The sequence below is a fragment of the Paraburkholderia sp. RL18-101-BIB-B genome (assembly GCF_046026985.1).
GTDB lineage: Bacteria > Pseudomonadota > Gammaproteobacteria > Burkholderiales > Burkholderiaceae > Paraburkholderia.
Map to the genome: position 1 here is coordinate 142,132 of NZ_JARESV010000015.1, position 23,164 is coordinate 165,295.

General features: G+C 63.9%; 25 protein-coding genes and 1 riboswitch. Of the genes, 12 read left to right on the forward strand and 13 right to left on the reverse strand.

What is annotated here, in order from left to right; genetic code table 11:
* The first annotated feature begins 57 nt into the window (after positions 1–57).
* Complete coding sequence (locus P0D73_RS22130) at positions 58–1,080, forward strand: alpha/beta hydrolase (RefSeq protein WP_408432873.1); 1,023 nt, start codon at positions 58–60, stop codon at positions 1,078–1,080.
* A gap of 58 nt (positions 1,081–1,138) precedes the next feature.
* Here P0D73_RS22130 and P0D73_RS22135 read toward each other — a convergent pair whose 3' ends face one another.
* A complete protein-coding gene (locus tag P0D73_RS22135) occupies positions 1,139–1,558 on the reverse strand; it encodes a secondary thiamine-phosphate synthase enzyme YjbQ (protein ID WP_408432875.1) in 420 nt (139 codons plus the stop codon).
* Positions 1,559–1,615: 57 nt separating this feature from the next.
* Positions 1,616–1,936 carry a thioredoxin family protein gene (locus P0D73_RS22140; RefSeq protein ID WP_132377250.1) on the reverse strand — a complete coding sequence of 107 codons (321 nt, stop codon included), beginning with the start codon at positions 1,934–1,936 and terminating at the stop codon, positions 1,616–1,618.
* A gap of 248 nt (positions 1,937–2,184) precedes the next feature.
* Between P0D73_RS22140 and P0D73_RS22145 the strand changes: the two genes are divergently transcribed.
* The 5 genes from P0D73_RS22145 to P0D73_RS22165 all read left to right on the forward strand — a co-directional run bounded on the left by P0D73_RS22145 (position 2,185) and on the right by P0D73_RS22165 (position 6,759).
* Positions 2,185–2,481: a DUF2628 domain-containing protein gene (locus P0D73_RS22145; protein WP_408314547.1), complete on the forward strand. Its 297-nt coding sequence runs from the start codon at positions 2,185–2,187 to the stop codon at positions 2,479–2,481.
* Positions 2,482–2,625: 144 nt separating this feature from the next.
* Positions 2,626–3,138 (forward strand): hypothetical protein, encoded by a 513-nt coding sequence (locus tag P0D73_RS22150; protein WP_408432877.1) that lies wholly within the window; start codon positions 2,626–2,628, stop codon positions 3,136–3,138.
* Between the two features lie 173 nt (positions 3,139–3,311).
* Complete coding sequence (locus tag P0D73_RS22155) at positions 3,312–4,640, forward strand: sugar efflux transporter (RefSeq protein WP_408432879.1); 1,329 nt, start codon at positions 3,312–3,314, stop codon at positions 4,638–4,640.
* A gap of 373 nt (positions 4,641–5,013) precedes the next feature.
* Positions 5,014–6,051: a phosphogluconate dehydrogenase (NAD(+)-dependent, decarboxylating) gene (gene gnd, locus P0D73_RS22160; protein ID WP_408180157.1), complete on the forward strand. Its 1,038-nt coding sequence runs from the start codon at positions 5,014–5,016 to the stop codon at positions 6,049–6,051.
* 15 nt (positions 6,052–6,066) lie between these two features.
* Positions 6,067–6,759, forward strand: a complete 693-nt coding sequence (locus P0D73_RS22165) for an HAD family hydrolase (protein WP_132377245.1) — start codon at positions 6,067–6,069, stop codon at positions 6,757–6,759.
* An 82-nt stretch (positions 6,760–6,841) separates the two neighbouring features.
* Here the strand turns inward: P0D73_RS22165 and P0D73_RS22170 are convergent, their stop codons facing one another.
* A complete protein-coding gene (locus tag P0D73_RS22170; RefSeq protein ID WP_408432881.1) occupies positions 6,842–7,378 on the reverse strand; it encodes an ankyrin repeat domain-containing protein in 537 nt (178 codons plus the stop codon).
* A 124-nt stretch (positions 7,379–7,502) separates the two neighbouring features.
* Positions 7,503–7,628 (reverse strand): hypothetical protein, encoded by a 126-nt coding sequence (locus P0D73_RS22175; RefSeq protein WP_279388615.1) that lies wholly within the window; start codon positions 7,626–7,628, stop codon positions 7,503–7,505.
* Positions 7,629–8,025: 397 nt separating this feature from the next.
* Between P0D73_RS22175 and P0D73_RS22180 the strand changes: the two genes are divergently transcribed.
* Both P0D73_RS22180 and P0D73_RS22185 read left to right on the forward strand, forming a co-directional pair.
* Positions 8,026–10,419, forward strand: coding sequence for a phosphoketolase family protein (locus tag P0D73_RS22180; protein ID WP_408432884.1), 2,394 nt, complete (start codon positions 8,026–8,028; stop codon positions 10,417–10,419).
* 13 nt (positions 10,420–10,432) lie between these two features.
* The gene (locus P0D73_RS22185; RefSeq protein ID WP_408432911.1) at positions 10,433–11,593 is read left to right on the forward strand and encodes an acetate/propionate family kinase; all 1,161 of its coding nucleotides are present in this window, start codon (positions 10,433–10,435) and stop codon (positions 11,591–11,593) included.
* A 3-nt stretch (positions 11,594–11,596) separates the two neighbouring features.
* On the opposite strand, the gene P0D73_RS22190 is transcribed toward P0D73_RS22185, so the two are convergent.
* Positions 11,597–11,857: a BON domain-containing protein gene (locus P0D73_RS22190; RefSeq protein WP_408285802.1), complete on the reverse strand. Its 261-nt coding sequence runs from the start codon at positions 11,855–11,857 to the stop codon at positions 11,597–11,599.
* A gap of 121 nt (positions 11,858–11,978) precedes the next feature.
* A complete protein-coding gene (locus P0D73_RS22195; RefSeq protein ID WP_408432886.1) occupies positions 11,979–13,190 on the reverse strand; it encodes a D-amino acid dehydrogenase in 1,212 nt (403 codons plus the stop codon).
* Between the two features lie 184 nt (positions 13,191–13,374).
* Positions 13,375–13,468, reverse strand: a riboswitch (glycine riboswitch).
* 209 nt (positions 13,469–13,677) lie between these two features.
* Between P0D73_RS22195 and P0D73_RS22200 the strand changes: the two genes are divergently transcribed.
* Positions 13,678–14,310, forward strand: coding sequence for a LysE family translocator (locus P0D73_RS22200; protein ID WP_408285806.1), 633 nt, complete (start codon positions 13,678–13,680; stop codon positions 14,308–14,310).
* 30 nt (positions 14,311–14,340) lie between these two features.
* On the opposite strand, the gene P0D73_RS22205 is transcribed toward P0D73_RS22200, so the two are convergent.
* Positions 14,341–15,570: an MFS transporter gene (locus P0D73_RS22205; protein ID WP_408180150.1), complete on the reverse strand. Its 1,230-nt coding sequence runs from the start codon at positions 15,568–15,570 to the stop codon at positions 14,341–14,343.
* 283 nt (positions 15,571–15,853) lie between these two features.
* Between P0D73_RS22205 and P0D73_RS22210 the strand changes: the two genes are divergently transcribed.
* Positions 15,854–16,249 carry a PaaI family thioesterase gene (locus P0D73_RS22210; protein ID WP_408255127.1) on the forward strand — a complete coding sequence of 132 codons (396 nt, stop codon included), beginning with the start codon at positions 15,854–15,856 and terminating at the stop codon, positions 16,247–16,249.
* Between the two features lie 26 nt (positions 16,250–16,275).
* On the opposite strand, the gene P0D73_RS22215 is transcribed toward P0D73_RS22210, so the two are convergent.
* Positions 16,276–16,803, reverse strand: a complete 528-nt coding sequence (locus tag P0D73_RS22215; protein WP_408314558.1) for a GNAT family N-acetyltransferase — start codon at positions 16,801–16,803, stop codon at positions 16,276–16,278.
* A gap of 8 nt (positions 16,804–16,811) precedes the next feature.
* Positions 16,812–17,384, reverse strand: a complete 573-nt coding sequence (locus P0D73_RS22220) for a helix-turn-helix domain-containing protein (RefSeq protein WP_408314559.1) — start codon at positions 17,382–17,384, stop codon at positions 16,812–16,814.
* Between the two features lie 370 nt (positions 17,385–17,754).
* On the opposite strand from P0D73_RS22220, the gene P0D73_RS22225 reads away from it, so the two are divergent.
* On the forward strand, positions 17,755–18,459 hold the full coding sequence (locus P0D73_RS22225) for a YceH family protein (RefSeq protein ID WP_132377236.1): 705 nt from the start codon (positions 17,755–17,757) through the stop codon (positions 18,457–18,459).
* A gap of 11 nt (positions 18,460–18,470) precedes the next feature.
* Positions 18,471–19,199: a class I SAM-dependent methyltransferase gene (locus P0D73_RS22230; RefSeq protein ID WP_408432888.1), complete on the forward strand. Its 729-nt coding sequence runs from the start codon at positions 18,471–18,473 to the stop codon at positions 19,197–19,199.
* Between the two features lie 9 nt (positions 19,200–19,208).
* Here the strand turns inward: P0D73_RS22230 and P0D73_RS22235 are convergent, their stop codons facing one another.
* The 4 genes from P0D73_RS22235 to P0D73_RS22250 all read right to left on the reverse strand — a co-directional run bounded on the left by P0D73_RS22235 (position 19,209) and on the right by P0D73_RS22250 (position 23,075).
* Positions 19,209–19,727 (reverse strand): SLATT domain-containing protein, encoded by a 519-nt coding sequence (locus tag P0D73_RS22235; RefSeq protein WP_132377235.1) that lies wholly within the window; start codon positions 19,725–19,727, stop codon positions 19,209–19,211.
* A 105-nt stretch (positions 19,728–19,832) separates the two neighbouring features.
* A complete protein-coding gene (locus P0D73_RS22240; RefSeq protein WP_408432890.1) occupies positions 19,833–21,110 on the reverse strand; it encodes an acyl-CoA dehydrogenase family protein in 1,278 nt (425 codons plus the stop codon).
* A 142-nt stretch (positions 21,111–21,252) separates the two neighbouring features.
* A complete protein-coding gene (locus tag P0D73_RS22245) occupies positions 21,253–22,158 on the reverse strand; it encodes an ABC transporter permease (protein ID WP_408432892.1) in 906 nt (301 codons plus the stop codon).
* A 2-nt stretch (positions 22,159–22,160) separates the two neighbouring features.
* Positions 22,161–23,075 carry an ABC transporter permease gene (locus P0D73_RS22250; protein WP_408180144.1) on the reverse strand — a complete coding sequence of 305 codons (915 nt, stop codon included), beginning with the start codon at positions 23,073–23,075 and terminating at the stop codon, positions 22,161–22,163.
* Between the last annotated feature and the right edge of the window lie 89 nt (positions 23,076–23,164).

The window sequence follows — 23,164 nt, forward strand, 5'->3', positions numbered from 1 at the left end:
CCAGTCCTGAAAGCCTCCGATGAGTCCGTGCCCTTCATTTTCTGCAGGAGCATGGACATGACACTCGGCGATACGATCAAAGGCATGGTCGGCATGGATCCAACGGGACATGCCGATCCCGACATGAAAGCGGTACTCGACGCGCTCAAGAGTCTAGACCCGAAGCCCATCGAAGATTGCACGGTCGAGGAGGCGAGGCACCAGCCCACGCCCGCCGACGCCGTCAAAAAACTGATGCAGAACCCCGCGTTCAGCGCGCGGCCTGCGCTGGAACTGGAGGCGGTGCGCACGCAAAACATCATGATTCCAGGCGCGGCCGGCAGCAATCCCGCGCGGGTCTACACGCCGCAAGGCGAGGGACCGTTCCCGCTGATTCTGTATTTTCACGGCGGCGGCTGGGTGATCGCCGACCTCGATATCTACGATGCCACGCCGCGTTCCATGGCCGCCCAGAGCCGGGCGATCGTGGTGTCCGCGCACTACCGGCAGGCGCCGGAGCACCGGCTGCCGGCCGCTCACGACGACGCGTTCGCCGCATGGGGCTGGCTGATCGGGAATGCAATGAGCGTCGGCGGCGACCCGGACAAGATCGCGATCATGGGCGAGAGCGCCGGCGCCAATCTGGCGATCAACGTATCGATCCGCGCGCGCAACACGGGCATCCGCATGCCGATGCATCAGGCGCTCATCTATCCGGTGGCGAGCAACAACATCGTGTCGATCTCTTATGAAGAGAATCGCAATGCCAAGCCCTTGAACAAGCCGATGATGCTGTGGTTCATACATAACGTTATCAACAGCGAGAGCGATCTCACCAGTCCGTTGATCGACGTGGTGAGCGCGGATCTGTCACGCTTGCCGCCGGCTGTGATAGTGACCGCGGGCATCGATCCGCTGCGCTCGGACGGTGAGAAGCTCGCGCAGAAACTGCACAGCGCGGGCGTGCCCGTCGAGCATCGCAACTATCGGGGCGCGACGCACGAGTTCTTCGGCATGGCAGCGGTGGTGCAGGCGGCGCGCGACGCGCAGGCCTTCGTGTCGCTCGCGCAGCGCCAGGCGTTCGGCGGGGCGCCGCTTTGAGGCGGTGAGCGGTCCGTTTGGTTCTCTATCGAACTTTCGAGTGCAATGGAGCGCGCCGTCATTCGCCGATCAGATGCAGCACGACGTCCCGATGCTGCGTGTGACGGCGATGTTCGAACAGATACAACCCTTGCCAGGTGCCGAGCACCATCCGCCCATGTTCGACCGGCACCGATAATTGCACTTGCGTGAGCGCGGTGCGCAAATGGGCCGGCATGTCGTCCGGGCCTTCGGCGTCGTGTTCGTAACGCTCGGCGTCTTCGGGCGCGAGGCTCGCGAAGTAGCGCTCCAGGTCGCGCTGTACCGAAGGGTCGGCGTTTTCCTGAATCAGCAATGAAGCCGACGTATGGCGGCAAAACAGCGTCAGCAGCCCTGTGTCGATGCCCTGCGCGGCAACGAAGCGGCGCGCTTCGTCAGTGAATTCGACGAGGCCGCGGCTGCGGGCCTTCACGCTCAGGTGGTGGATGGCTTGTCGCATGATAGTTGTCGGGTGGAGATGGCGCGGCGCATGAGGCGCAGCGTGCGCCGCTAGACCTCAGAGCGACGTCAGCACGTCCGCGATTTCCGCGGCGTTGGCCGGACGGACCACGCGCGCGACTTCCGTGCCGTCGCGCATCAGGATCAGCGTGGGCCAGAGCTTGACTTTGAACGAGCGGCCGAGCGGGCGGCCCGGGCCGTCTTCGATCTTCAGATGCCTGAGGCCGTCGTGCGGTTCGAGGGCTTGCGCAATCGACGCCTGCGCGCCCTGGCAGTAGCCGCACCAGTCCGTGCCAAATTCGACGAGGGTGGCGCCCGCCAGGGCGTCGAGTTGGGCTCGCGAGGGGGCTTTGGAAGAATAGGCTGTCTGGGTTGCCATGCTTGCTCCGGAGCGGTTTAACCTGTGCAGGCAGGGGCTTGGGCCGCCGTGGCGCCCCTGCGGGTGGAATTGCCAAGAGTAGCAGCTATCCCCGGGATCGTCAGTGAGCCTGGCTTCCGCCGATGCGCGGCCCGGCGCGCGGCGGCGTAAATTTCACGCGAACTCATATTCTTGCCGCCATGGCGTGTTAAACATTCGTCCGGTGCTGCCGGCAGGCGGCGAATCATCAAAGGCAGGAAGGGAAAGAAATGGACGAAAGGATTTATCTGCGGTACCCCGGCAAGGAAGAAACCGTCGCGGTGGCTACCGGTTTCAGTTGGGGTGCGTGTCTGCTGGGCTTCGTCTGGGCCTTGTCGAAGAAGATGTGGTTTGCTGCTTTCGTCATGCTGGCGATCAACTTGCTGCTCTTCTGCTCGGGTCTATGGGGCGAAACCGCCGACCTGATCGGACTCGTGCTGTCGGTGCTGTTCGGCATCGCTTGCGGTATGTATGGCAATCAGTGGCACCGCTGGACGCTCGAAAAACGCGGTTACGTCGTGCAGTAATGCGCGCTGCAAGGCGTGGTCGGGAGTTGCATCGCGGGAGCGGATATTGCTAGCCTCACGCCGCACGTGCATGCACCGAAGCGAAACAAAGACAACGAAGCGCGCGCCGTCGAACCGATTCCCAACGTGTCATGGAGGCATCCCATGCCAAATGCAGTTGCTCCACGCCGTTCCGCCGTGTTGTTCAACCTGCTGCGCCGCAACCTGGCCGGGGCCGCGCTGGCCGTGTCGCTCGGCGTCGCGCCGCTTGCGCATGGCGCCGACCCGAGCGCTGCGCCGGGTGCGGGCATGCCAAGCGCCTCCGGTGCTTCGAGCGCCACGGCACCGCCAACAGCCGCCGCATCCGCGCCCGACGACACCTTTCTGCTCACCATCTTCCTGCGGCACGACGAGTCCAAGCCGCTGCCGAAGATCAACGACCAGTTGCGCGCACAAGGATTCTTCAAGACCTTTCCGCCGCCCGGCATCGAAGTGGTGTCGTGGTACGTGATGATGGGCATCGGCCAGGTGGTCACGCTGCGCGTGCCGGCGAGCCGCCTGCGCGAGGTGAACCGGGCGATCGAAACCACCGCGTGGGGCGGCTATCGCACCGAGTTTTATCCGACCTACGACTACAAGGCGCAAGCGCAGCAGATGCGCGCGGCGGACGGCAAGTAGCGTGCTCCACGCCGTCGGTGGCGCGGCAACGGTGCGGTCTGCAATTTTGGGATGCGGTGGCGCGGGTTTACGCGCCCGCGAGCTAAGCCGATAATGCCCCGGTCGTTCCGGCCACGAAGTGTGCGGCGTGCATAGCGCGTCGCAGGCTCGCTTTCCCTGACCCACCGCCCCTCGTGTTAAAAACCTCACGTTTTTTCGACCTGCTGCGCATTCCCGGCTTCAAGCCGCTCGCCGCCGCGACGCTCATGCTCGGTGTGGCGATGTCGTTCACCGCTCCCTATCTCTCCCTGTTCGGCGTCGAGCGCGCCGGCATGACGCCGTTCAGGCTCGGCGTCTTCATGACGCTGATCGCGGCGAGCGGGGTGCTCGCCAGCACCTTCGCGGGCCGCTGGAGCGACGCGAGCGGGCGGCACCGGCCCTTGCTGCTGGCCGCGCTGATCGCGGCGGCGCTCGGCTATCTGTGCTTATGCGTCGTGCGTGATTACCGGCTGCTGCTGGTGGTCGGGATCGTCTTCATCGGCGCGGGCGGCTCGGCCATTTCGATGGTGTTCTCGTTCAGCCGTGCGGCCTTGCCAGTAGCGGACCCCGCGGAGCGCGTGTTCGCCAGCGCGACCTTGCGGACCATTCTGTCGGCGGCTTGGGTGTTCGGGCCGTCGGTGGGTGCGCTGGTGCTTGCCGCCAGCAGCTTTTACGGGCTCTTCCTGTTCGCCGCCGCCAGTTTCGGCGCCTGCGCGACGATCGTATGGCGCATGCGGGAGCCGCGGGGCCACCTGGGCGATCACACGGTGGAAGACACGGCGTCGGAGCCGTCGGCTTCGATCACCGTGCCGCCGCTGACCGCGCCCGGCGAAGATGCGCATGAGGACTTGCCGGGCGTCGCCTCGGCCAACGACATCGGCCGCGCGGTCGCCGCGCTCACCTTGCTCGGCCTCGCCGCGAACGCGACCATGATCGTGCTCCCGCTCTACATCGTGCATGGGCTGAACGGCACGCATCTGGATGTGTCGGTCATGCTCGGCCTCGGCGCCTTGATGGAGATTCCGATGATGCTCGCGCTCGGCGCGAAGTCGTCGGCGCTGCACAAGCCGAACTGGCTGGCCGCCTGCGCCGCGGTGCACGCGGTGTATTTCGTCGGCATGTCGCTGGCGGGGAATGTCCACGTGCTGATCCCGATGCAGATGCTCAACGCATTCGTGGTCGCCGTGACCTCGTGCCTCGGCATGACCTATGTGCAGGATCTGATGCCGCAGTCGCCGGGCCGCGCCACCGCGCTGTTCTTCAATGCGGCACGCGTCGGCTCGATTCTCTCGGGCGTGTTGTCGGGCTTGCTGGTGCAGGCGTTCAGCTATCGCGGCACGTTTCTGTTCTGCGGCCTGCTGGCGCTGTGCGCGCTGGTGCTGTTCGCCGTGCCGGGCTATCGCTATCCGTTGATGTGGAACGCCGTGAAGCGTTTTGCGCGTTCGCAATACGGCAAACTCCAGGCACGACAGCGACAGCGCTAGACGCGCCGGCTTCAAGGGCAAACACGAACTGCAAGAAAGCGGTCAGCCGAATCGAAGCCTGCGCGGGCGCCATGCCGCGCAACCCTGACGCGAGCGCACGCTGCGCAGGAACTTTACGCCGCGCAAAACCTCTGCAAAAAGGCGTATCGTCTTTCGATGCATGGGCGATGCCCGCTTCGCTGCAAGAGCGAATCAGGGCTGCTACCGTGTGTCCGGCGCACGCGAAGAAAGACCACTACAGTAAGTGTGGCCACGTGCGATTCCTGACGCCGCCACTGAAGCGCTCAGCGAAAACGCAACATAGCCGCGGTAGAACGAAGCAAAACGTCGAAGCAAATCCAGCAGCGCAACAAGGCACTTTCCGGAGCGAGATATGCAGCTAGGCATGATTGGATTGGGGCGCATGGGCGCCGACATGGTGCGGCGCCTGACGAACGGCGGTCAGCACTGTATCGCCTTCGACGTGCAACCGGCGGCGGTGGAGAGGCTGAAACAGGACGGCGTAGCGGGCGCGGCGTCGCTGGAAGACCTCGTCGCGCAACTCGAGAAGCCGCGCGCCGTGTGGCTGATGGTGCCCGCCGCCGTGGTCGACATGACGCTGGAGAAACTCGTGCCGTTGCTGGAGCCGGGCGACATCGTGATCGACGGCGGCAACTCCTATTACCACGACGACATCCGCCGCAGCGCCGAACTGGCCGAGCGCAAACTTCACTATGTGGACGTCGGCACCAGCGGCGGCGTGGCGGGCCGCGAGCGCGGCTACTGTCTGATGATCGGCGGCGAGCCTGAGGTCGTGAAGCGGCTCGAACCGATTTTCGCGACGCTCGCGCCGGGTGCCGGCTCAGAGCCGGCCACGCCGGGCCGTGTCGCCGGCTCGAGCACCGCGGATCAAGGCTTCCTGCATTGCGGGCCGCAGGGCGCGGGGCACTTCGTCAAGATGGTCCACAACGGCATCGAGTACGGCATGATGGCCGCGTACGCCGAGGGTCTGAACATTCTGCATCACGCCGACGCCGGCAAGCAGGCGCGCGAGGCTGACGCCGAAACCTCGCCGCTGCGCCGACCCGAGCTGTACCAGTACGATCTGAATCTCGCCGACGTCACCGAAGTCTGGCGGCGCGGCAGCGTGATCAGTTCATGGCTGCTCGATCTGATCGCCGGGTCGCTCGTTAGCGATGTCGAGCTGAAAAACTACGCAGGACGCGTATCCGATTCAGGCGAGGGGCGCTGGACCGTGGCGGCCGCCATCGACGAAGGCGTGCCTACGCCGGTGCTGAGCGCGGCGCTGTTCGCGCGTTTCAGTTCGCGCGGCGAGGCGGATTTCGCGAACCGGGTGCTCTCGGCCATGCGGAAGGATTTCGGTGGCCACGCCGAGAAATCGGCCACGCCGTCCGATAAGCCGAAAAGCTGATTCCAGGGAGCCGCGATGCAAGCCACCACCTCCACGCCGCACGACGTCGTGTTTCTGTTCGACTGCGACAACACCTTGCTGGACAACGATCATGTGCTCTCGGATCTGCGCGCGCACATGATGCGCGAGTTCGGCGCGGAGAACAGCGCGCGGTACTGGGAAATCTTCGAGAACCTGCGCACCGAGCTCGGCTATGCCGACTACCTGGGCGCGCTGCAGCGCTATCGCTCGGAGCATCCGCGGGACACGCGGCTGTTGTTGATGTCGTCGTTCCTGATCGACTATCCGTTTGCGAACCGCCTGTATCCGGGCGCGCTGGATGCGCTCCGGCATGTGGGCGAGCGCGGTCCCACGGTGATTCTCTCCGACGGCGACGTGGTGTTCCAACCGCGCAAGATCTCCCGTTCTGGGCTATGGGACGAGGTCGAAGGGCGCGTGCTGATCTACATCCATAAAGAGTTGATGCTCGATCAGGTGATGGAGTGCTATCCCGCGCGCCACTATGTCATGGTCGACGACAAGCTGCGCATTCTCACAGCCATGAAAAAGGCATGGGGCGCGAAACTGACGACGGTGTTTCCCCGCCAGGGGCACTATGCATTCGATCCGAAAGAGATCTCCAGCAATCCGCCGGCGGATGTGACGGTGGAGCGGATCGGCGAGTTGGCGGAGATCGACGTGGAGTCGTTGTTGGCTGAGAAACGCTAGAGGGTTCGCGGCGCTGGCGCGTCTCCATGTATGTGTCATGCACATGGAGAGCAACAGCGCCGCGGGCCAATACCGGTTCGCTCTATGAACCGAGTTCTTTCAGGCGCGCTTGCGCATCGCCGGCGCCCATGCGGGCCGCCGCATCCAGTGCCGTCACGCCGTTCGCATCGCGGGCCTTCGGGTCCGCGCCATGCGCTATCAGCAATTCCATGATCGCCGTGCGATTGAACATCGCCGCAATCATCAACGCGGTGCGTCCGTCCGGCGACGCCCCTTCGACATCCGCACCATGCGCGAGCAAGGTTTCGATCACGGTGTCGAAGCCCTTGAACGCCGCGCCTGCAATTGGCGTCTGTCCATTGTCGTTACGCAGATCGGGATCGGCGCCGTGTTCGAGCAGCGTGCGCACGGCGTCCGCGTGACCGTGGTAGCTGGCGAGCATGACGAGGCTGTCACCTTTGTCGTTGCGCAGATTCGGCGGCACGCCTTTTTCGATCACCGCCGCGAGCATGGCGGCATCGCCGCTCCGCGCGAGGTCGAAAACCTGGTGCGCCAGTTCGAGCAACTCCGGGTCGATCGGCTGGCCGGAGGGCGGGGAGGTATCAGCGTGGTCCGTCAATGGAATCTCCTTGCAATCAGGCTGGGCGCCCCAGGTCTCGGGAAGGCGGGAGACCACACGTGAAGGCGCCGGGAAGATTGCTCAGGATACACATTTTGCGCCGGCGACGCCCGCGCAGCGGCACTCAGGCATGGCCGAACAGCTTGACCAGCAAGCCGAACACGCCGACCAGAATGGCGACACCCGCGAACAGGAACACCAATGTCAGAACAAGGATCAACGGCGCTTTGAGGCGACTGGGTGTCGGCATGATGGAATGTTTGGTAAGGGGCGAGCAAGGTGGTACGCGCCAGATGCGGTCCGCCGTCGCGCATGAAGCATGAGCAGCTTAAAGGCATTCGCTTAATACGCGCTTAAAGTCTAACGCATGCGTCATGAGGCGGAATGTGATCACAGTCGCGCAGTCGCAGATGGATCAAGCTTTGGACGATTGCGTCGAACCATGCGGCCCGCTTCCTGTCACACTGACGATCACCAGACAAGGGCGCAAAGGCCCGCTGCCACGGGCCTTTGCCCTTACGCTTTCGTTGTGTCATCCGCATGACAGCATGGCCGGTACCGCTGATTTCTTTCGCGCCGGCCGCCTCACGAATCATCGTTGCCGCATCCGCCAACCTGCCTGACAGTCCTTTCCAAGGAGTGACACCATGGCTGAAGCAACCTCTCATCCCACGCCGCCGCAAACATTAGACGCCGACACGTTGCGCAACATGGACCGCTACTGGCGAGCCTGCAACTACCTGTCGGCCGGCATGATCTATCTGCGCGACAATCCGCTGCTGCGCGAACCACTGAAGCCCGAACACATCAAGAACCGCCTGCTGGGCCACTGGGGTTCGGACCCGGGGCAGAGTTTCCTGCTCGTGCATCTGAACCGGCTCATCAAAAAGCTCGATCTGGACATGATCTACGTGGCCGGTCCCGGTCATGGCGCGCCGGCCACGCTGGCTCATTGCTATCTGGAAGGGCACTACTCGGAAATCTACCCCGACCGCAGCGAAGACGAAGCCGGCATGCAGCGCTTTTTCCGGCAGTTTTCGTTTCCCGGCGGCATCGGTTCGCATTGCACACCCGAGACGCCCGGCTCGATTCACGAAGGCGGCGAACTCGGCTATAGCCTCTCGCACGGCTACGGCGCCGCGTTCGACAATCCCGATCTGATCGTCGCCGTGATGATCGGCGATGGCGAAGCGGAAACCGGCCCGCTCGCCACCTCCTGGCACTCGAACAAATTCCTCAATCCGATCCGCGACGGCGCGGTGTTGCCGGTGCTGCATCTGAACGGCTACAAGATCGCCAATCCGACCATTCTCGCGCGCATTCCCCGCGAGGAACTCGAAGCTTTGCTGACCGGCTACGGCCACAAACCGTATTTCGTCGAAGGCGACGATCCCGCCGTCATGCATCAGCAGATGGCCGTAACGCTCGAACAGTGCATCGGCGAAATCCGCGCGATCCAGCAGCGTGCGCGTGAAAGCAACGACGCGTCGCGGCCGCGCTGGCCGATGATCGTGCTGCGTTCGCCCAAAGGCTGGACTGGCCCGAAGGAAGTCGACGGACACAAGGTGGAAGGTTCGTGGCGCGCGCATCAGGTGCCCGTGCTCGATCCGGTGACCAACGGCAAGAGCCTGAAGCTGGTGGAAAGCTGGCTGCGCAGTTACGAGCCCGAGACGCTGTTCGACGAAGCAGGGCGCCTCGTGAAAGAACTGCGCGAACTCGCGCCCGTGGGCGCGCGCCGCATCAGCGCCAATCCGCATGCAAACGGCGGCTTGCTCTGCAAGACACTCGACATGCCGCCGTTTCGCGATTATGCGGTGGCGGTCAAAAAGCCGGGCGGCTCGTACACGTCGCCGACCGAGGTGCTCGGCAAGTTCCTGCGCGACGTGATGCGCAACAACATGACGAACTTCCGCGTGTTCGGCCCCGACGAGACCGCGAGCAACAAACTGACCGCGATCTATGAAGCGTCGGAAAAAACCTGGCTCGCGCAAACCGAGCCGAGCGACGCAGACGGCGGCGACCTCGCGGTAGACGGCCGCGTGATGGAAATGCTCAGCGAACACACGCTCGAAGGCTGGTTCGAAGGCTATGTGCTGACCGGCCGCCACGGTTTGTTCGCCACGTATGAAGCCTTCGTCCACGTGATCGACTCCATGTTCAACCAGCACGCCAAGTGGCTGGAGAAAGCCAAGCGCGATCTCGGCTGGCGGCAGCCGGTGCCATCGATCAATCTGCTGATCACGTCGCTCGTGTGGCGTCAGGATCACAACGGCTTCACGCACCAGGACCCCGGCTTTCTCGATGTCGTCACGAATAAAAGCCCGGACGTGGTGCGTATTTATCTGCCGCCGGACGCGAACTGCCTGTTGAGCGTCGCCGATCATTGCCTGCGTTCGCGCGACTACGTCAACGTGATCGTCGCCGACAAGCAGCCGCACCTGCAGTATCTCGACATGGACTCGGCGGTCACGCATTGCACCAAGGGCATCGGCATCTGGGACTGGGCGTCGACGGATCAGGGCGTCGAGCCGGATGTGGTGATGGCCTGCGCGGGCGACATCGCGACCATGGAGGCGCTCGCCGCCGTGCAGATTCTGAAGGAGCAGTTCGCCGACCTGAAGATCCGCTTTGTCAACGTGGTCGATCTGTTCCGCCTGATGCCCGAGCATGCGCATCCGCACGGTTTGTCCAACCGCGATTTCGATTCGCTGTTCACCGCGACCAAGCCGGTGATTTTCAACTTCCACTCGTATGCGTCGCTGGTTCACAAGCTGACCTATAACCGCACGAATCACGACAACCTGCATGTGCACGGCTATCACGAGAAGGGCAACATCAACACGCCGCTCGAACTGGCGATCATCAACCAGGTCGACCGCTTTTCGCTGGCGATCGACGTGATCGACCGCGTGCCGAAGCTGCGCGGTGTCGGCGACCATGCGAAGGAATGGTTGCGTGGCCAGATCATCGAACATCTGGCTTATGCACATTCCGAAGGCATCGATAAGGAAGAAATCCGCAACTGGACGTGGAAAGGCTGAGCGAGGCATGACCATGCACACTGAAAACAGCGCTGACGATCGAACGATTCTGGTGTTGAACAGCGGTTCGTCGTCGCTGAAGTTCGGGCTGTTCAAGCACGCGGGCGATGACGAATCCCTGTTGCTGGAAGGCAGTGCGGAAGGCATCGGGCGTGACGACGGCAGTTTGCGGATCAAGGCGCCCGACGGCCGGGTGCTGGTGCAGCAGGAGCGCGTACTCGAATCGCAGATCGATGCGTTGCAAAAGCTCGCCCATGTGCTCACGGAGCAGCACCATGCGCGGCCTTCGGCAGTGGGGCATCGGGTGGTGCATGGCGGACCCCATCTGCGCGCGCATCAGCGCATTACCGCCGACGTGCGCCGTCAATTGCATGATGCCGTGCACTTCGCGCCGCTGCATATTCCGCCTGCGCTTGCGTTGATCGACGAGGCCGAGAAGATTTTCGACGACGCGCCGCATTTCGCCTGTTTCGACACGGCGTTTCACGCGACACTGCCGCCGCGCGCGGCACACCTTGCGTTGCCGCGCCGCTATGCGGAAGCCGGTGTGATGCGCTATGGCTTTCACGGTCTCTCGTACGAATCGCTGGTGACGCGGCTCGGCGCCGACTTGCCGGCGCGCGCCGTGTTCGCGCATCTCGGCAACGGTTCGAGCGTGTGCGCGTTGCGCGACGGCCAATCGATCGATACGTCGATGGGTTTGACGCCGACCGGCGGCGTGCCGATGGGCACACGCAGCGGCGATCTCGACCCAGGCGTGCTGCTGTATCTGATGCGCGTGGAGAAGCTCGACGCCGGCGCATTGGAGACGCTGCTGAATCGCCAGAGCGGCCTCGCCGGTTACGCGGATGGCGAAAGCGATATGCAAGCTCTGGAAAAACGCGCAGCAGCGGGCGATGCCAATGCGTCACTCGCGCTCGATGCGTTCGCGACCGCCGTGCGCAAGACGATCGGCGGCTATGCGGCGTTGCTGGGCGGAATCGATTTGCTGGTGTTTACCGGCGGCATCGGCGAGCACAGCGGAGAGATTCGCAGGCGCGTGTGCGACGGGCTGGCTTTCATGGGGCTAACGGAAAGCGATCCGGCGGGCAAGGTGAGGGCGATTCACACCGAAGAGGAAAAGCAGATCGCGCGGCATTGCCGCATGCTGCTGCGGCAAACGCAGACCGGCTGACCTTCACCTTGCCTTGACGACGGTGTGATCCGACACGCCCGTTACGCCGAACAGGCGTGTCACGTCTTCGAGCGCCGCGGTGCGTTGCTGATCGCGTTGCAGTTCGCCGCGCAGCGTAATGCGGCCGCGCGAGACGTGGACTTTCACGGCGTGTTCGGGGACCGCGGCGTCCCAGGCGAGACGCCGGGTCGCCTCCGCGGCGATCTGCGCGTCGCTCAGGCGTGCGCTGTCTGCCTTGTGGTTCGCTGCACGGGTGTAGGGCATGGAGTTCTCCGCGGCACTGATGCGTATGGGGAGAACACTAGCAGAAGTGGCGAATTTTGCATTCGGCGGCGGCAGTGGTGACATCGCGCTACCGCCGCCTGCAAAACCCTGTCAGCAAGCGCTACTGAATCGCGCCCGCCAACACCTGCGCCGTCGCGGCCGACAACGTCCAGCCCAGATGTCCATGCCCGGTGTTGTAGAACACGCCGCGCCGTTTGCCGCGGCCCACCTTGGGCAACATGCTCGGCAGCACCGGCCGCAAGCCCGCCCACGGAATCACACGCGAGGTCGACACCTCGGGGAAATAACGCCGCGTCCAGTCCACCAGCGGCGCGATCCGGTCCGAACGGATATCGCGGTTGAAGCCGTTGATCTCCGCCGTGCCGGCCACGCGAAAACGATCCACGCCGAGCCGGCTCGTGACGATCTTCGCGCTGTCGTCGAGCAGGCTCACCCACGGCGCGCGCTGCTGGCCGAGTTCGTCTTCGAGACAGACGGTGATCGAATAGCCTTTGACAGGGTAGATGTTCACGTGATCGCCCAGCATCGACGCGAAATCGCGGCTCTTCACGCCCGCGCACACGACGATCCGCTCGAACGCGAACCGCTGCGACTCGCCTTCGAGGTCGACCGTCAGCGTAAAGCGGCCCTCGGCGGGCTGCTCGATCGACGTGATCTGCGCGTCGTAATGAAACTCGACGCCGTGCCGCACACACGCCTGAGCGAGGCCGCGCGTGAACTTGTGAATATCGCCGGTCGAATCGGACGGTGTGAAAAAGCCGCCGTAAAAATCGCCGTGCAGCGTGGGCTCGATGCCATGCAGCTCGCTCGCCGTCACCGGATTGCGGTCGAGCCCGCCTTCGCGCAGCAGTTCGTTCACCTTGCTCGCGGCGTCGAATTCCTTGCGGGTCTTGTAGATGTGCAGAATGCCGCGCCGCTCCAGATCGAAGTCGATGCCTTCGGTCTCGGCGATCGAAAACAGATGTTCGCGCGCGGCAATCGCGAGCCGCACGGTTTCAACCGTGTTCGTCCGGTAGTGTGGAATCTCGCGCAGGAATTCGCCCATCCACGAGTACTTGTGCCAGGTGGGCGTGGGGTTGAGCAGCAAGGGGGCGTCGCGCGTGAGCATCCAGCGCAGGCCTTTCATGACGGTGGCCGCGCTGTTCCAGACTTCGGCATTGCTGGCGGACAACTGGCCGCCGTTGGCGAACGAAGTCTCCATCGCCGCATAGCGATGGCGCTCGAAGACGGTAACGTGGTGGCCGCGCTGAGCGAGGGCGTGAGCGGTCGTGACGCCGGTAATGCCGGCGCCGATAATGGCGATTCGTGACATGACATGGTCCAGAGTAGTTGAGCATCACCGGTGTCGATTTCGTGTCGAAACCGGCGTCGATGCCCCATCTGTCCATGTACCTGAGAGTTTCTTCCCCGCGGCAGCCGGGCCCGATGCGAGCCGTGTGCGGGGAATCCCCTTCGGTGGGCGCACAGGGTAGTCCAGTGCGCCGCTCTCCAGATGTTCCTGCTGCGCGGTCCTTTTGCCTGAGAGTTTCCGGGGCGGTTGCTCCGTCGGCGTCGTCACGAACGTCTGACGATCTCTCCCGCGCTGCATTGCAGAACGGCTCGACAATACCGTTCAAAAAATTTCACCGCAAGTCTTTCCTGCGATGCACTGCGCAAGCGGCGGTCTGAAACTGCTTGAGTGGAGATGAAGGCGGGGCATGCGTCGCTACGAATTTTCGGGCCCGTATATCGCGCCGGAATGGCCGGCATCGGCTATATTTGGCGGCACCGCCCAACCTTCATTTGCAGAGGAGAATGACGTGCCCGCTTTCCCAACGCTGCTCGCCTTCGGTCTGGTCTCGCTCGGCATGGTGCTCACGCCGGGGCCGAACATGATCTATCTGATCTCGCGATCGCTCTGCCAGGGGCGGCGCGCAGGCCTCGTTTCGCTCGGTGGTGTCGCGCTCGGCTACGTGTTCTACATGTTCTGCGCCGCGTTCGGCATCACGGCGCTGCTGTTGACGGTGCCGTACGCGTACGACGCGTTGCGCTTCGGCGGCGCGCTCTATCTGCTGTATCTGGCGTGGCAGGCGGTCAAGCCGGGCGGCCGTTCGCCGTTCCAGGTCCGCGATCTGCCGCACGACAGCCGCCGCAAGCTGTTCACAATGGGCCTCGTCACCAACCTCGCGAATCCGAAGATCGCGGTGATGTATCTGTCGCTGCTGCCGCAATTCATTTCGCCGGGGCACGGCAGCGTGCTTGCGCAGTCCATTGCGCTTGGCTGCGTGCAGATCGTCATCAGCGTGACGGTCAATGCGCTGATCGCGAGCATGGCGGGTTCGATCGCCGTGTTTCTCGCCGGCCGTCCGATGTGGCTGCTGATGCAGCGCTGGCTGATGGGCACCGTGCTCGCCGGACTCGCGGTACGCATCGCGTTCGATTCGCGTCGTTGATTCGCTTGAGACGCGCTATCCGTTGCCGGATCAGCCAGACCCGGCACCCGAGCCTCTGAACACCCAGCCGTTGAACAGCGCCCCGCAGAGCATCAACGCGCTGGTGATGAGGAACACCGCCTGCATGCCGAAATGCGCGCCGGCAAAGCCGCCCGCGAGCGGCCCCGCCACCTGGCCCGCGTAATTCGCCGAAGTCGCATAACCGAGAATGTAGCCGGCCGAGCGGTCGGGCACGTTGTGGCGGATCACGCTCGTGATCGACGGCAGCAGGCCGGCCAGCGCCAAGCCCATCAGAAAGCGCAGCGCCACCAGTTGCCAGCCGCTCGTGACGAACGCCTGCGGCACCAGCAAGGCCGCGCACACGGCGAGACACACCACGATCACCCTGGGCGCGCCGATGCGGTCGGCCAGACGCCCCACACGCGAAGCCGCCAGCACGCTGCCCAACGCCGACGCCGACATCACGAAGCCGGACACCAGCGTGACGTGCCTTGCGTCGTGCACCAGTTGGGCGACGTACACGGTGATGATCGGCTCGATCGACATGTTGGCGAACATCAGCAAGCCGGAGGTGAACAGCATTGCCAGCACCGGCCGCAGGTCGGGCACGCTGGCCCAGCCGGTCGCCGCGTCCGCTGCGTGCGCCTTGCCGCCCTTGCGCTCGACCGGTTGCTCCTTGACGAGCAGCGTGGTCGCGATGAACGCGCAGAAGATCATCGCGCCGGCAATGAAAAACGTGTTGCGGATACCGATCAGCGGCGGCAGCGCGCCGCCCACCAGCGGGCCGACGAGACTGCCCGCCATCACGCCCGAAGCCAGCGTGCCGAGCGCCCATCCGGTGCGTGAGCGCGGCGTCTGCGTGGCGATCATCACGGTCGCACCCGATGCATAGCCGCCGACGAGACCCGCCAGAAACCGCAGCCCCACCAGTTGCCAGACATTTTGCGCGAGCCCGAGCAAGGACATCACGATGGCCATGCCGAGGCTCGCGCGAATCAGGATCAGCTTGCGTCCGTAGCGGTCGGCCATGCGTCCCCACAGCGGCGACACCAGCGCGGCGGCGAGGAACGTCGCACCGAACGCGACGCCGGACCACTGCACGGCGGCCGCGGCCGAATGGACGCCGAGCTGTTGCACATAGAGCGGCAGGAAGGGCAGCAGCAACGTCATCGCGACGATGGTCGTGAACGAGCCGAACAGGCAGACATAGAGATTGCGCTGCCAGTGCGGCGCGCCGTCGGTGGAAGTGGCTGAACTCATCGAGGCAGGATGGGAGGCGGGCGAATGACGTCGGGCCGCGGGCGCGGCGAAAAACCGATTGTGCCTGAGAGCGGGCAATCGGGCCGGTGAAGCGGGCAGGGGCGCGGCCGATCAATGGGTCATCGAGCGATGCAGCGAGCGCAAGCCGAAAACAGTTAGCCGGCGCAGTCTGGTGCCGTCTCGGACAATTGCCGGTCGTGAATCCTGGTATGCTGACTGTTCATCATTGGCCGCGCACCACGCGCGCCCCCGCATTTCTTATCTCGAACACAAAGGTACGCCCATGTCCGACTTTCCCATCGACAATCCGTTTCTCGAATCGCTCGGCGTTCGTCTCACGCAATGGCGCGATGGCTACGCCGAACTGCTGATGCCGATCGATGCGAGCAAGCTCAATCGGCAGGGCGTGCTGCAAGGCGGCGCGATCGCGACGCTGCTCGATGCGGCGGCGGGCTACGCCGGACTCTTTGCGGCAAGCGGCGAGCCGGCACGGCATGCTTTCACGCTGTCGCTGACCACCAATTACCTCGACAAGGGACTCGGCGAATCGGTCACCGCGAAGGGTTTTCTGGAGCGCGCGGGCCGTTCGATTTTCTTCTCGCGCGGCGAGGCCTGGGTGGACGGCAAGCTGCTGATTGCCAGCGCGCAGGGCACGTTCAAGTATTCACGGACGACTTGAGCCGTAGCGACCAGTCTGCACGCTCGTCATAGCGCCTTGTACATGATGGTGGTCGCATCGTACTCGTGGCTATGCGTGCCGCGCGCATAGCCCGGGATCACGCCGGCCGTCCGATAACCCAGGCCGGTATAAAGCGGCTCGGCGTGGTCGCCGGTGCGGGTGTCGAGCGTGAGCAGGCTGCGCTGCAACCCATGCGCATGGCGTTCGAGTTCGGTCATCAGCGCCCTCGCGATGCCCTGACGGCGGAACGCGGGATGGACCAGCAGCTTGCGCACCTCGGCGCGATGCCGCTGATTCGGCATCGTGTCGTAGTCGAGTTGCACGGTGCCCGCGATCGTCTCCCCTTGACGCGCGACCAACAGCACCAGCCCGCCGGCACGCAGCGAAGACAGCACTTTGCCGTTCCAGAACGCTTCACTCTCGTCGACGGCACACGGCATGACGAAGCCGACGCTGGCGCCGTCATGCACACAGGCGCGCAGCAGTGCGCCGAGTTCGGGAAGATGGCGCACGAGGTCGTCGGCGGTGAATTGGGTGATGGTGGTCTTGCTCATGCTCTGGCTCACACGATGAAGAGAATGTAGCGGGCCGCGCTATGCGCGGGCGTCACGAAAGCGCTGGGCCCGAACAGTTGATAGCGCAGGCAGTCGCCCGGTTGCAGATCGTGGCTCTGGCCGTCGACGGTGATCTGCAACTGCCCTTCGAGCAGGATCAGATGATGTTCGAGACCGGGCCGCGGCGACGCGTCGTAGGTGATGCGCACGCCCGCGTCGAGTTCGCATTCCAGCGCTTCGCCGCTCAGCGCCTGCGCGGGCGGCGACACGGAGCGCCGCCGGAAGCCGATGCTGGCGTCGGTCCAGAGCGGCTGGGCGTCGCGCGGCACGAGCGGCGCAAAGTCTTCTTCGACCATATGCATGAGGCGCGACATCGGCAGGCCGTACGCGACGCAGAGCTTGCCGAGCACGCTCGCCGTCGGGCTCACGGCGGCGTTTTCGAGGCGTGACAGCGTCGCGCGGCTGACGCCGCTGAGTTTGGCGAGCTCGTCGAGCGACCAGTTGCGTTCGGCGCGCAGCGCACGTAGCCGCTGCGCGATGCGGCGGTCGATGGCGTTGTCGTCGGAGAGTGTGTTTTCCATATTAGGGAAATTATCTCTAATATGGAAAATCGTCAACAACGAAAAAATGCACGGGCCCGGCGGCTCCGCTTACGCGTGCCGGTTCATGCGCAGCGCCGACGTGTCGTAAAGGGACGAGCGAACGCGCTCGATCAACGCGCCTTTCACGCTTGCAGCGGGTGTGGCGACACGCTCGAGAGCATCCACAGATAACGCCCGCTCGACTCATGCCACCGGAGCTTCACGCGCGCCTTTCCGTAGCGGAGATTCATACACCTGCGCGGCCTGGGCCGTTTATCATAGTGCCCACAAACCAGAAAGCGCCGCCCGGCTGTGCAGCGGTAAAGCACATCATTTACGAGACCCGGCGGCTCATGCCGCGACATCATCTATGAACTCCACTCCCGACGCTTTTTCCCGTCCTTCGATCCGCGCGTTGACCTTGCTTGAAGGACGCGTGCTCGGCGTGCTCGTCGAAAAGCAGCACACGGTGCCGGACAGCTATCCGCTCTCGCTCAACGCGCTGACTTTAGGCTGCAACCAGAAAACCGGCCGCACGCCGGTGATGAACGCCACGGAAGCCGAGGTGCTGACCGCCGTCGACGGATTGAAACGGCTCAGCCTCGTGATGGAAGGCAGCAGCAGCCGCGTGCCGCGTTTCGAACACAACATGAATCGCGTGTTGGGGCTGCCGAGCCAGTCGGCGGCGTTGCTCACCACCTTGCTGCTGCGCGGTCCGCAAACCGCGGCCGAATTGCGCCTGAACAGCGCGCGTCTGCATGGCTTCGCGGATATCTCGTCGGTCGAGGCATTTCTCGACGAACTCGCGGCCAACGACCCGCCACGCGTCGTGAAACTTGCCCGCGTGCCGGGCGAGCGCGAAAACCGCTGGACGCATCTGCTGTGCGGTGAAGTGAGCGCAAGCGAGTTGGCGCAGCCGGGTGAGGAAGACGATTCGGTGCCGCTGTCCGCATTCGAAGCGGTCAAGGCCGAACAGAAGCGTCTCGCGGATGAAGTCAGCCGGCTGCAGGCCGTAGTCCGCCGCATGGCAGCGGAGTTGGGGATCGACGCCAGCGACCTCACCGCAGGCGAATAAAGCCGTCAACCATGACGCAAAACATTTACGACGATCCGGCCTTTTTCGAGAACTACAGCCAATTGGGCCGCTCGCAACAGGGGCTCGCCGGCGCGCCCGAATGGCCGGCTTTGCGCGCGCTGCTGCCGCCCATGCACGGCTTGCGGGTGGTCGATCTCGGCTGCGGCTATGGCTGGTTCTGCCGCTGGGCGCGTGAGGCGGGCGCAGTCTCGGTGCTCGGCGTCGACGTATCGGAGAAGATGCTCGAACGCGCCCGCGCGGGTTCGAGCGATGCGGCTCTCACGTATGCGCGCGCCGATCTCGAACAGCTCGACTTGTCGCCGGCAGCCTTCGATCTCGCGTATAGCTCGCTCGCGTTTCACTACATCGAAAATCTGCGCGGCTTGCTCGACCACGTGCATCGCGCGCTGGTGCCGGGCGGGCGGCTGGTGTTCTCGATTGAGCATCCGATCTTCATGGCGCCACAGCAGCCCGGCTGGTCAATCGACGCGAATGGCCGCAAACAGTGGCCGATCGACAGTTATCAACTGGAAGGCCCGCGCGTCAGCAACTGGCTGGCCGAGGGCGTCGTCAAGCAGCACCGCACCATCGGCACGCTGCTCAATCATCTGATCGGCGCGGGCTTCACGATTGCCCATGTCGACGAGTGGGGACCAACGGAGGCGGACCTCGCCGCGCGCCCCGAACTCGCGGAAGAACGCGAACGCCCGATGATAATGCTGGTGTCCGCCACGCGTTGAATTCACGCATTAGTTGTCGCGGTTGCGCTGCCGATCCGCGGACAGCGTCCGCTGCGTGCGATAGAAAACGCGCGGCGGCACGTTAGGCGAATCTTCGGCGAGCCGGTCGAGCTCGTCGCGGATCGCGGTGAGGTAGTGGCCGTCACGCGCATCGGCATCGCCCGCGAAAATCGCTTCGAGCCTGCGGCGCACCGCGCCATAGCGCGCGCCGGCCGCACGATGCTTTTCGGCGCGCTCCGCGTAGCGCAGGAACGTTTGCAGCGCGGCCGAGACCGCGGCCGTCACGCTCACGAAGCCGATGAAAATCCTGAGTCCCGGCGAAACCGCGGACAAATTCAGCGATGCGAACACCGCCGTGCCGACGAAAGCGGTGAGGGCGGTCACCAGCCAGCCGACCTGGCGGTCGCGCGCCGACAGCAGGTCGGCCATGTCGTAATGGCTCATCTGGGATTCGCGCGCGCGCCGGATCCATTTCAGCAGAAGCTGGTTCTCGTCGACCGGCGGCTCGTAGGCAGGCAGATTCTTCATGTTGCTCGTCAGGGCTGTTCGGTTGCGCAAGCTTAGCGCATGCATCTGACGATACTGTGCCACATGAAGCCGGCGACCCGCGTTCCGGTCGCGCGATGATGGTCTTTATGCCGGTGCCGCGGCCAGTTCCGTCGCCGATGCCGCTTGCCGCGCCACACCGAAGCGCTCGCTATGCGCCTTGCCGTTCAGGTAAAAATCACCGATCGCGGCCTCGCGAATGATCACGGGATTGTGCGACGCCAGCACGCGAGCATTGCGCCAGTAGCGATCGAAGCGACGCGCCTCGCTGGTCGCTGACGCCCCGCCCACTTCGAACAGTAGCGTTGCGGCTTGGAGCGTCTGCTCGATGGCGATCTGTTGCGCCTGGAAGGTCTGGATGTCCAGGTTGATGTATGTCTGTTCGCTGGTGCGGCCTTCCTGTCGCGCGACCGAGACATCGTCGATGGCGCGCGCGAGCGACGCGCTGATGCTCTGCGTCGAGTAAGCCAGGCTCGCGAGACGGCCGACCACGCGATGCACGAGCGGATTGTCACGCGGACTCGATTCGCCCGGAACACCGAACGTGCGGGTCTTGGCTTGCGTGAACGCGACCGCATCGCGCAACGCCGCGCGGCTGATCCCCGCGAGATTCGCGACATGCAGCGCCTGGTAGTAAGCCGTGAGCAGGCTGTTGCGACGCGGCTCGGAGGCGTTATAGCGACGGTAGAGGTTGTCGTGCGAAACCGGCACATGCGTGAAGCGCGCCGTGCCGCTACCCGTAAGCCGTTGCCCGAAACCATCCCAATCGTCGATGCGTTCGAGGCCCGGCGTGTCGGCTTTGACGAGCACACGCACGTCGCTCTGGCCGTCGTGCGCGGTGACATCCACCCAGTCCGCGTAGAGCGTGCCTGTGGTGTAGTACTTCTCGCCGTCCAGATGCCATGCGCTGTTGGTTTGCGTGAGACGCACGCTGTTGTTGGTGACGCTGGTGCGCTCGGACACCGCGCCACCGACGATCTGACCTTGCGCAATCCGCGTGAGCCAGCGGTCGCGCAGCGATTCGTCGTCTTGTTCCAGCAGCGACTCGATAAAGCCACCATGCACGCGCAGGATTTGCGGCAGATTCGAATCCGCCTCGCCCAGGCGCGTCACCAGCGCGAAGAACTGCGCGAGCGAGATGCCTTCACCGCCGTATTGCCTCGGCACGCGCAGTTTGGTGTAGCCCGCTTCGCGCAGCCACTCGACGGGCGCATAAGCGAGTTCGCGATGCTGCTCGCGTTCGACTGCGCCCTCGGCGATACGCGCGAAAACCGGCGCGAAGCGACGGGTCAGCGGGTCGTCGCCGAAAAGTTGCGCGGCGTCGGCGATGCTGTGATCGGGATTCGTTGATTGAACTGGGGACATGGGTTCTCCGAAACGGGGTGCGCGTGAGGCGCAATCAGAGAACGGTAAGGGACGCGGCAGGGTGCTAGCAACCAAGTATTTGGCCGATTCTTAGCAGCAGGAGTGAAATGGTCCAGGCGCTTGCCACGGCAAGGCGCGCGGCTTATTTCAATCCTGCCACTGCGCGCCTGCGCGCCAGCAATCGCACGGCAAGCAGACACACGCCCATCACGGTCAACGACAACACCGTCGTCATGGTGCCCAGCGCGTAGATCACCGGCGTGGTCACCGACGTGGTGAGGCCCTGCAACTCCAGCGGCAAAGTGTTCTGATCGCCGATCGCCTGGGAAGTGCGGGCAATCTCGTCCCATGAGAGCGTGAAGCCGAACATGGCGACGCCCACTACCGACGGACCGATGATAGGCAGCACCACGTGCCGGAAACTCTGCCACGGCGTTGCGCCCAGATCGCGCGATGCTTCTTCGTAAGCCGGATTGAAGCGGTTGAACACCGCGAACATGACCAGCAAACCGAACGGCAGCGTCCATGTCAGATGTGCGCCGAGTGCGGACGTGAAGAGGCCCATCGAAGTGGTGTAACTGTCAGCGAAAGACTGATAACCCCACGCGGAGGCGAAGTACTTCACGCCGTTATCCAGCAGACGGAACGTCAGGCCGATGCCGAGCGAAACGATAATGGACGGCATGATCAGACTGGCCACGGAGACATACAACACCGCTGTATCGCCGCGAAATTTTCGGCGAAACGCGAGGCCCGCCGCGACGGAAAACAGCACCGTCAGCACCGTGACGGTCAACGCGAGCCGCACGGAACGCCCGAACGCGCCCCAGATGTCGACATCGCCCACACCGTCGCGCAGCATCGCGAACCAGTGCAGCGACACACCTCGCATCGGAAACGTGAGGCCGCCCTCGGGGCCCTGAAACGACAGAATGAAAATGGTGATCACCGGTCCGTACAGAAACAGCACGAACAGGCCGAACAGCAGCGCGAGCCAGTAGAAACTCGCCGGACGGCGCTCCCGATGTTTGACGCGAATGGCCTGCATCTTCATAGCTCCTTGCGAATGTCGACGACCCGCGTCAAACCCCACACGATCATCAGCACCACGGCGAGCAGCATGATCGCGTTGGCGGCTGCTGCGGGAAATTGCAGGTAGCCGGTTTGCACCTGAATGATCTTGCCCACCGACGCGATCTGCTGGCCGCCCATCACGCCGACGGTCAGGAAATCGCCCATCACGATTGTGATGACGAAGATCGAACCGATCACGATGCCGGTTTTCGACAGCGGCAGGACCACATCGCGCACCACTTGCCAGCCGCTCGCACCGGCATCGCGCGCGGCTTCGAGGAGCGAGCGGTCGATACGCATCATCGCGTTGAAGATCGGCACGATCATGAAGAACGTGTAGAGGTGAACGAAAGCGAGCACCACCGAAAAGTTCGAATACAGCAGCCATTCCAGCGGCTGATCGATCATGTGCGCGCCGAGCAGGGCCTGATTCACGAGACCGTTGCGCCCGAGCAGCGGCATCCACGAAATCATGCGGATCACGTTCGAAGTCCAGAACGGAATCGTGCAGACGAGGAACAGCACGGTCTGCATGCTCGTGGTGCGCACATGGAACGCGAGGAAGTAGGCGATCGAAAACCCCAGCAGCAAGGTCACCGCCCACACGATCGCGCAGAACTTGAGCGTCGACCAGTACGTCTTGAAGGTGACACAGACATCCGTCAGCGACGAACAGCCGTTGAAGATCGCCGCGTAGTTCTTCAACGTAAATGCAGGAATGATCTGGTATTCGTTGAAGTCCCAGAAACTGACGATCAGCGTGATGACCAGCGGCACGATGAAAAACAGCAGGAAGGTCAGCGAGAGCGGCGTCGCCTGTAACCACGCCGGCGCTCGGCGGTGTTTGACGGGCTCGTCCTGCGCGTGGGAGGGAAGGTCGATCGTTGCCATGGGCATGTTTCTAAGGAATGACTATGCGTTAATTCGGACAGGTGGTGACAGCCGGCGTGTCGCGTGCCGGCTGTCATATCGAACCACGG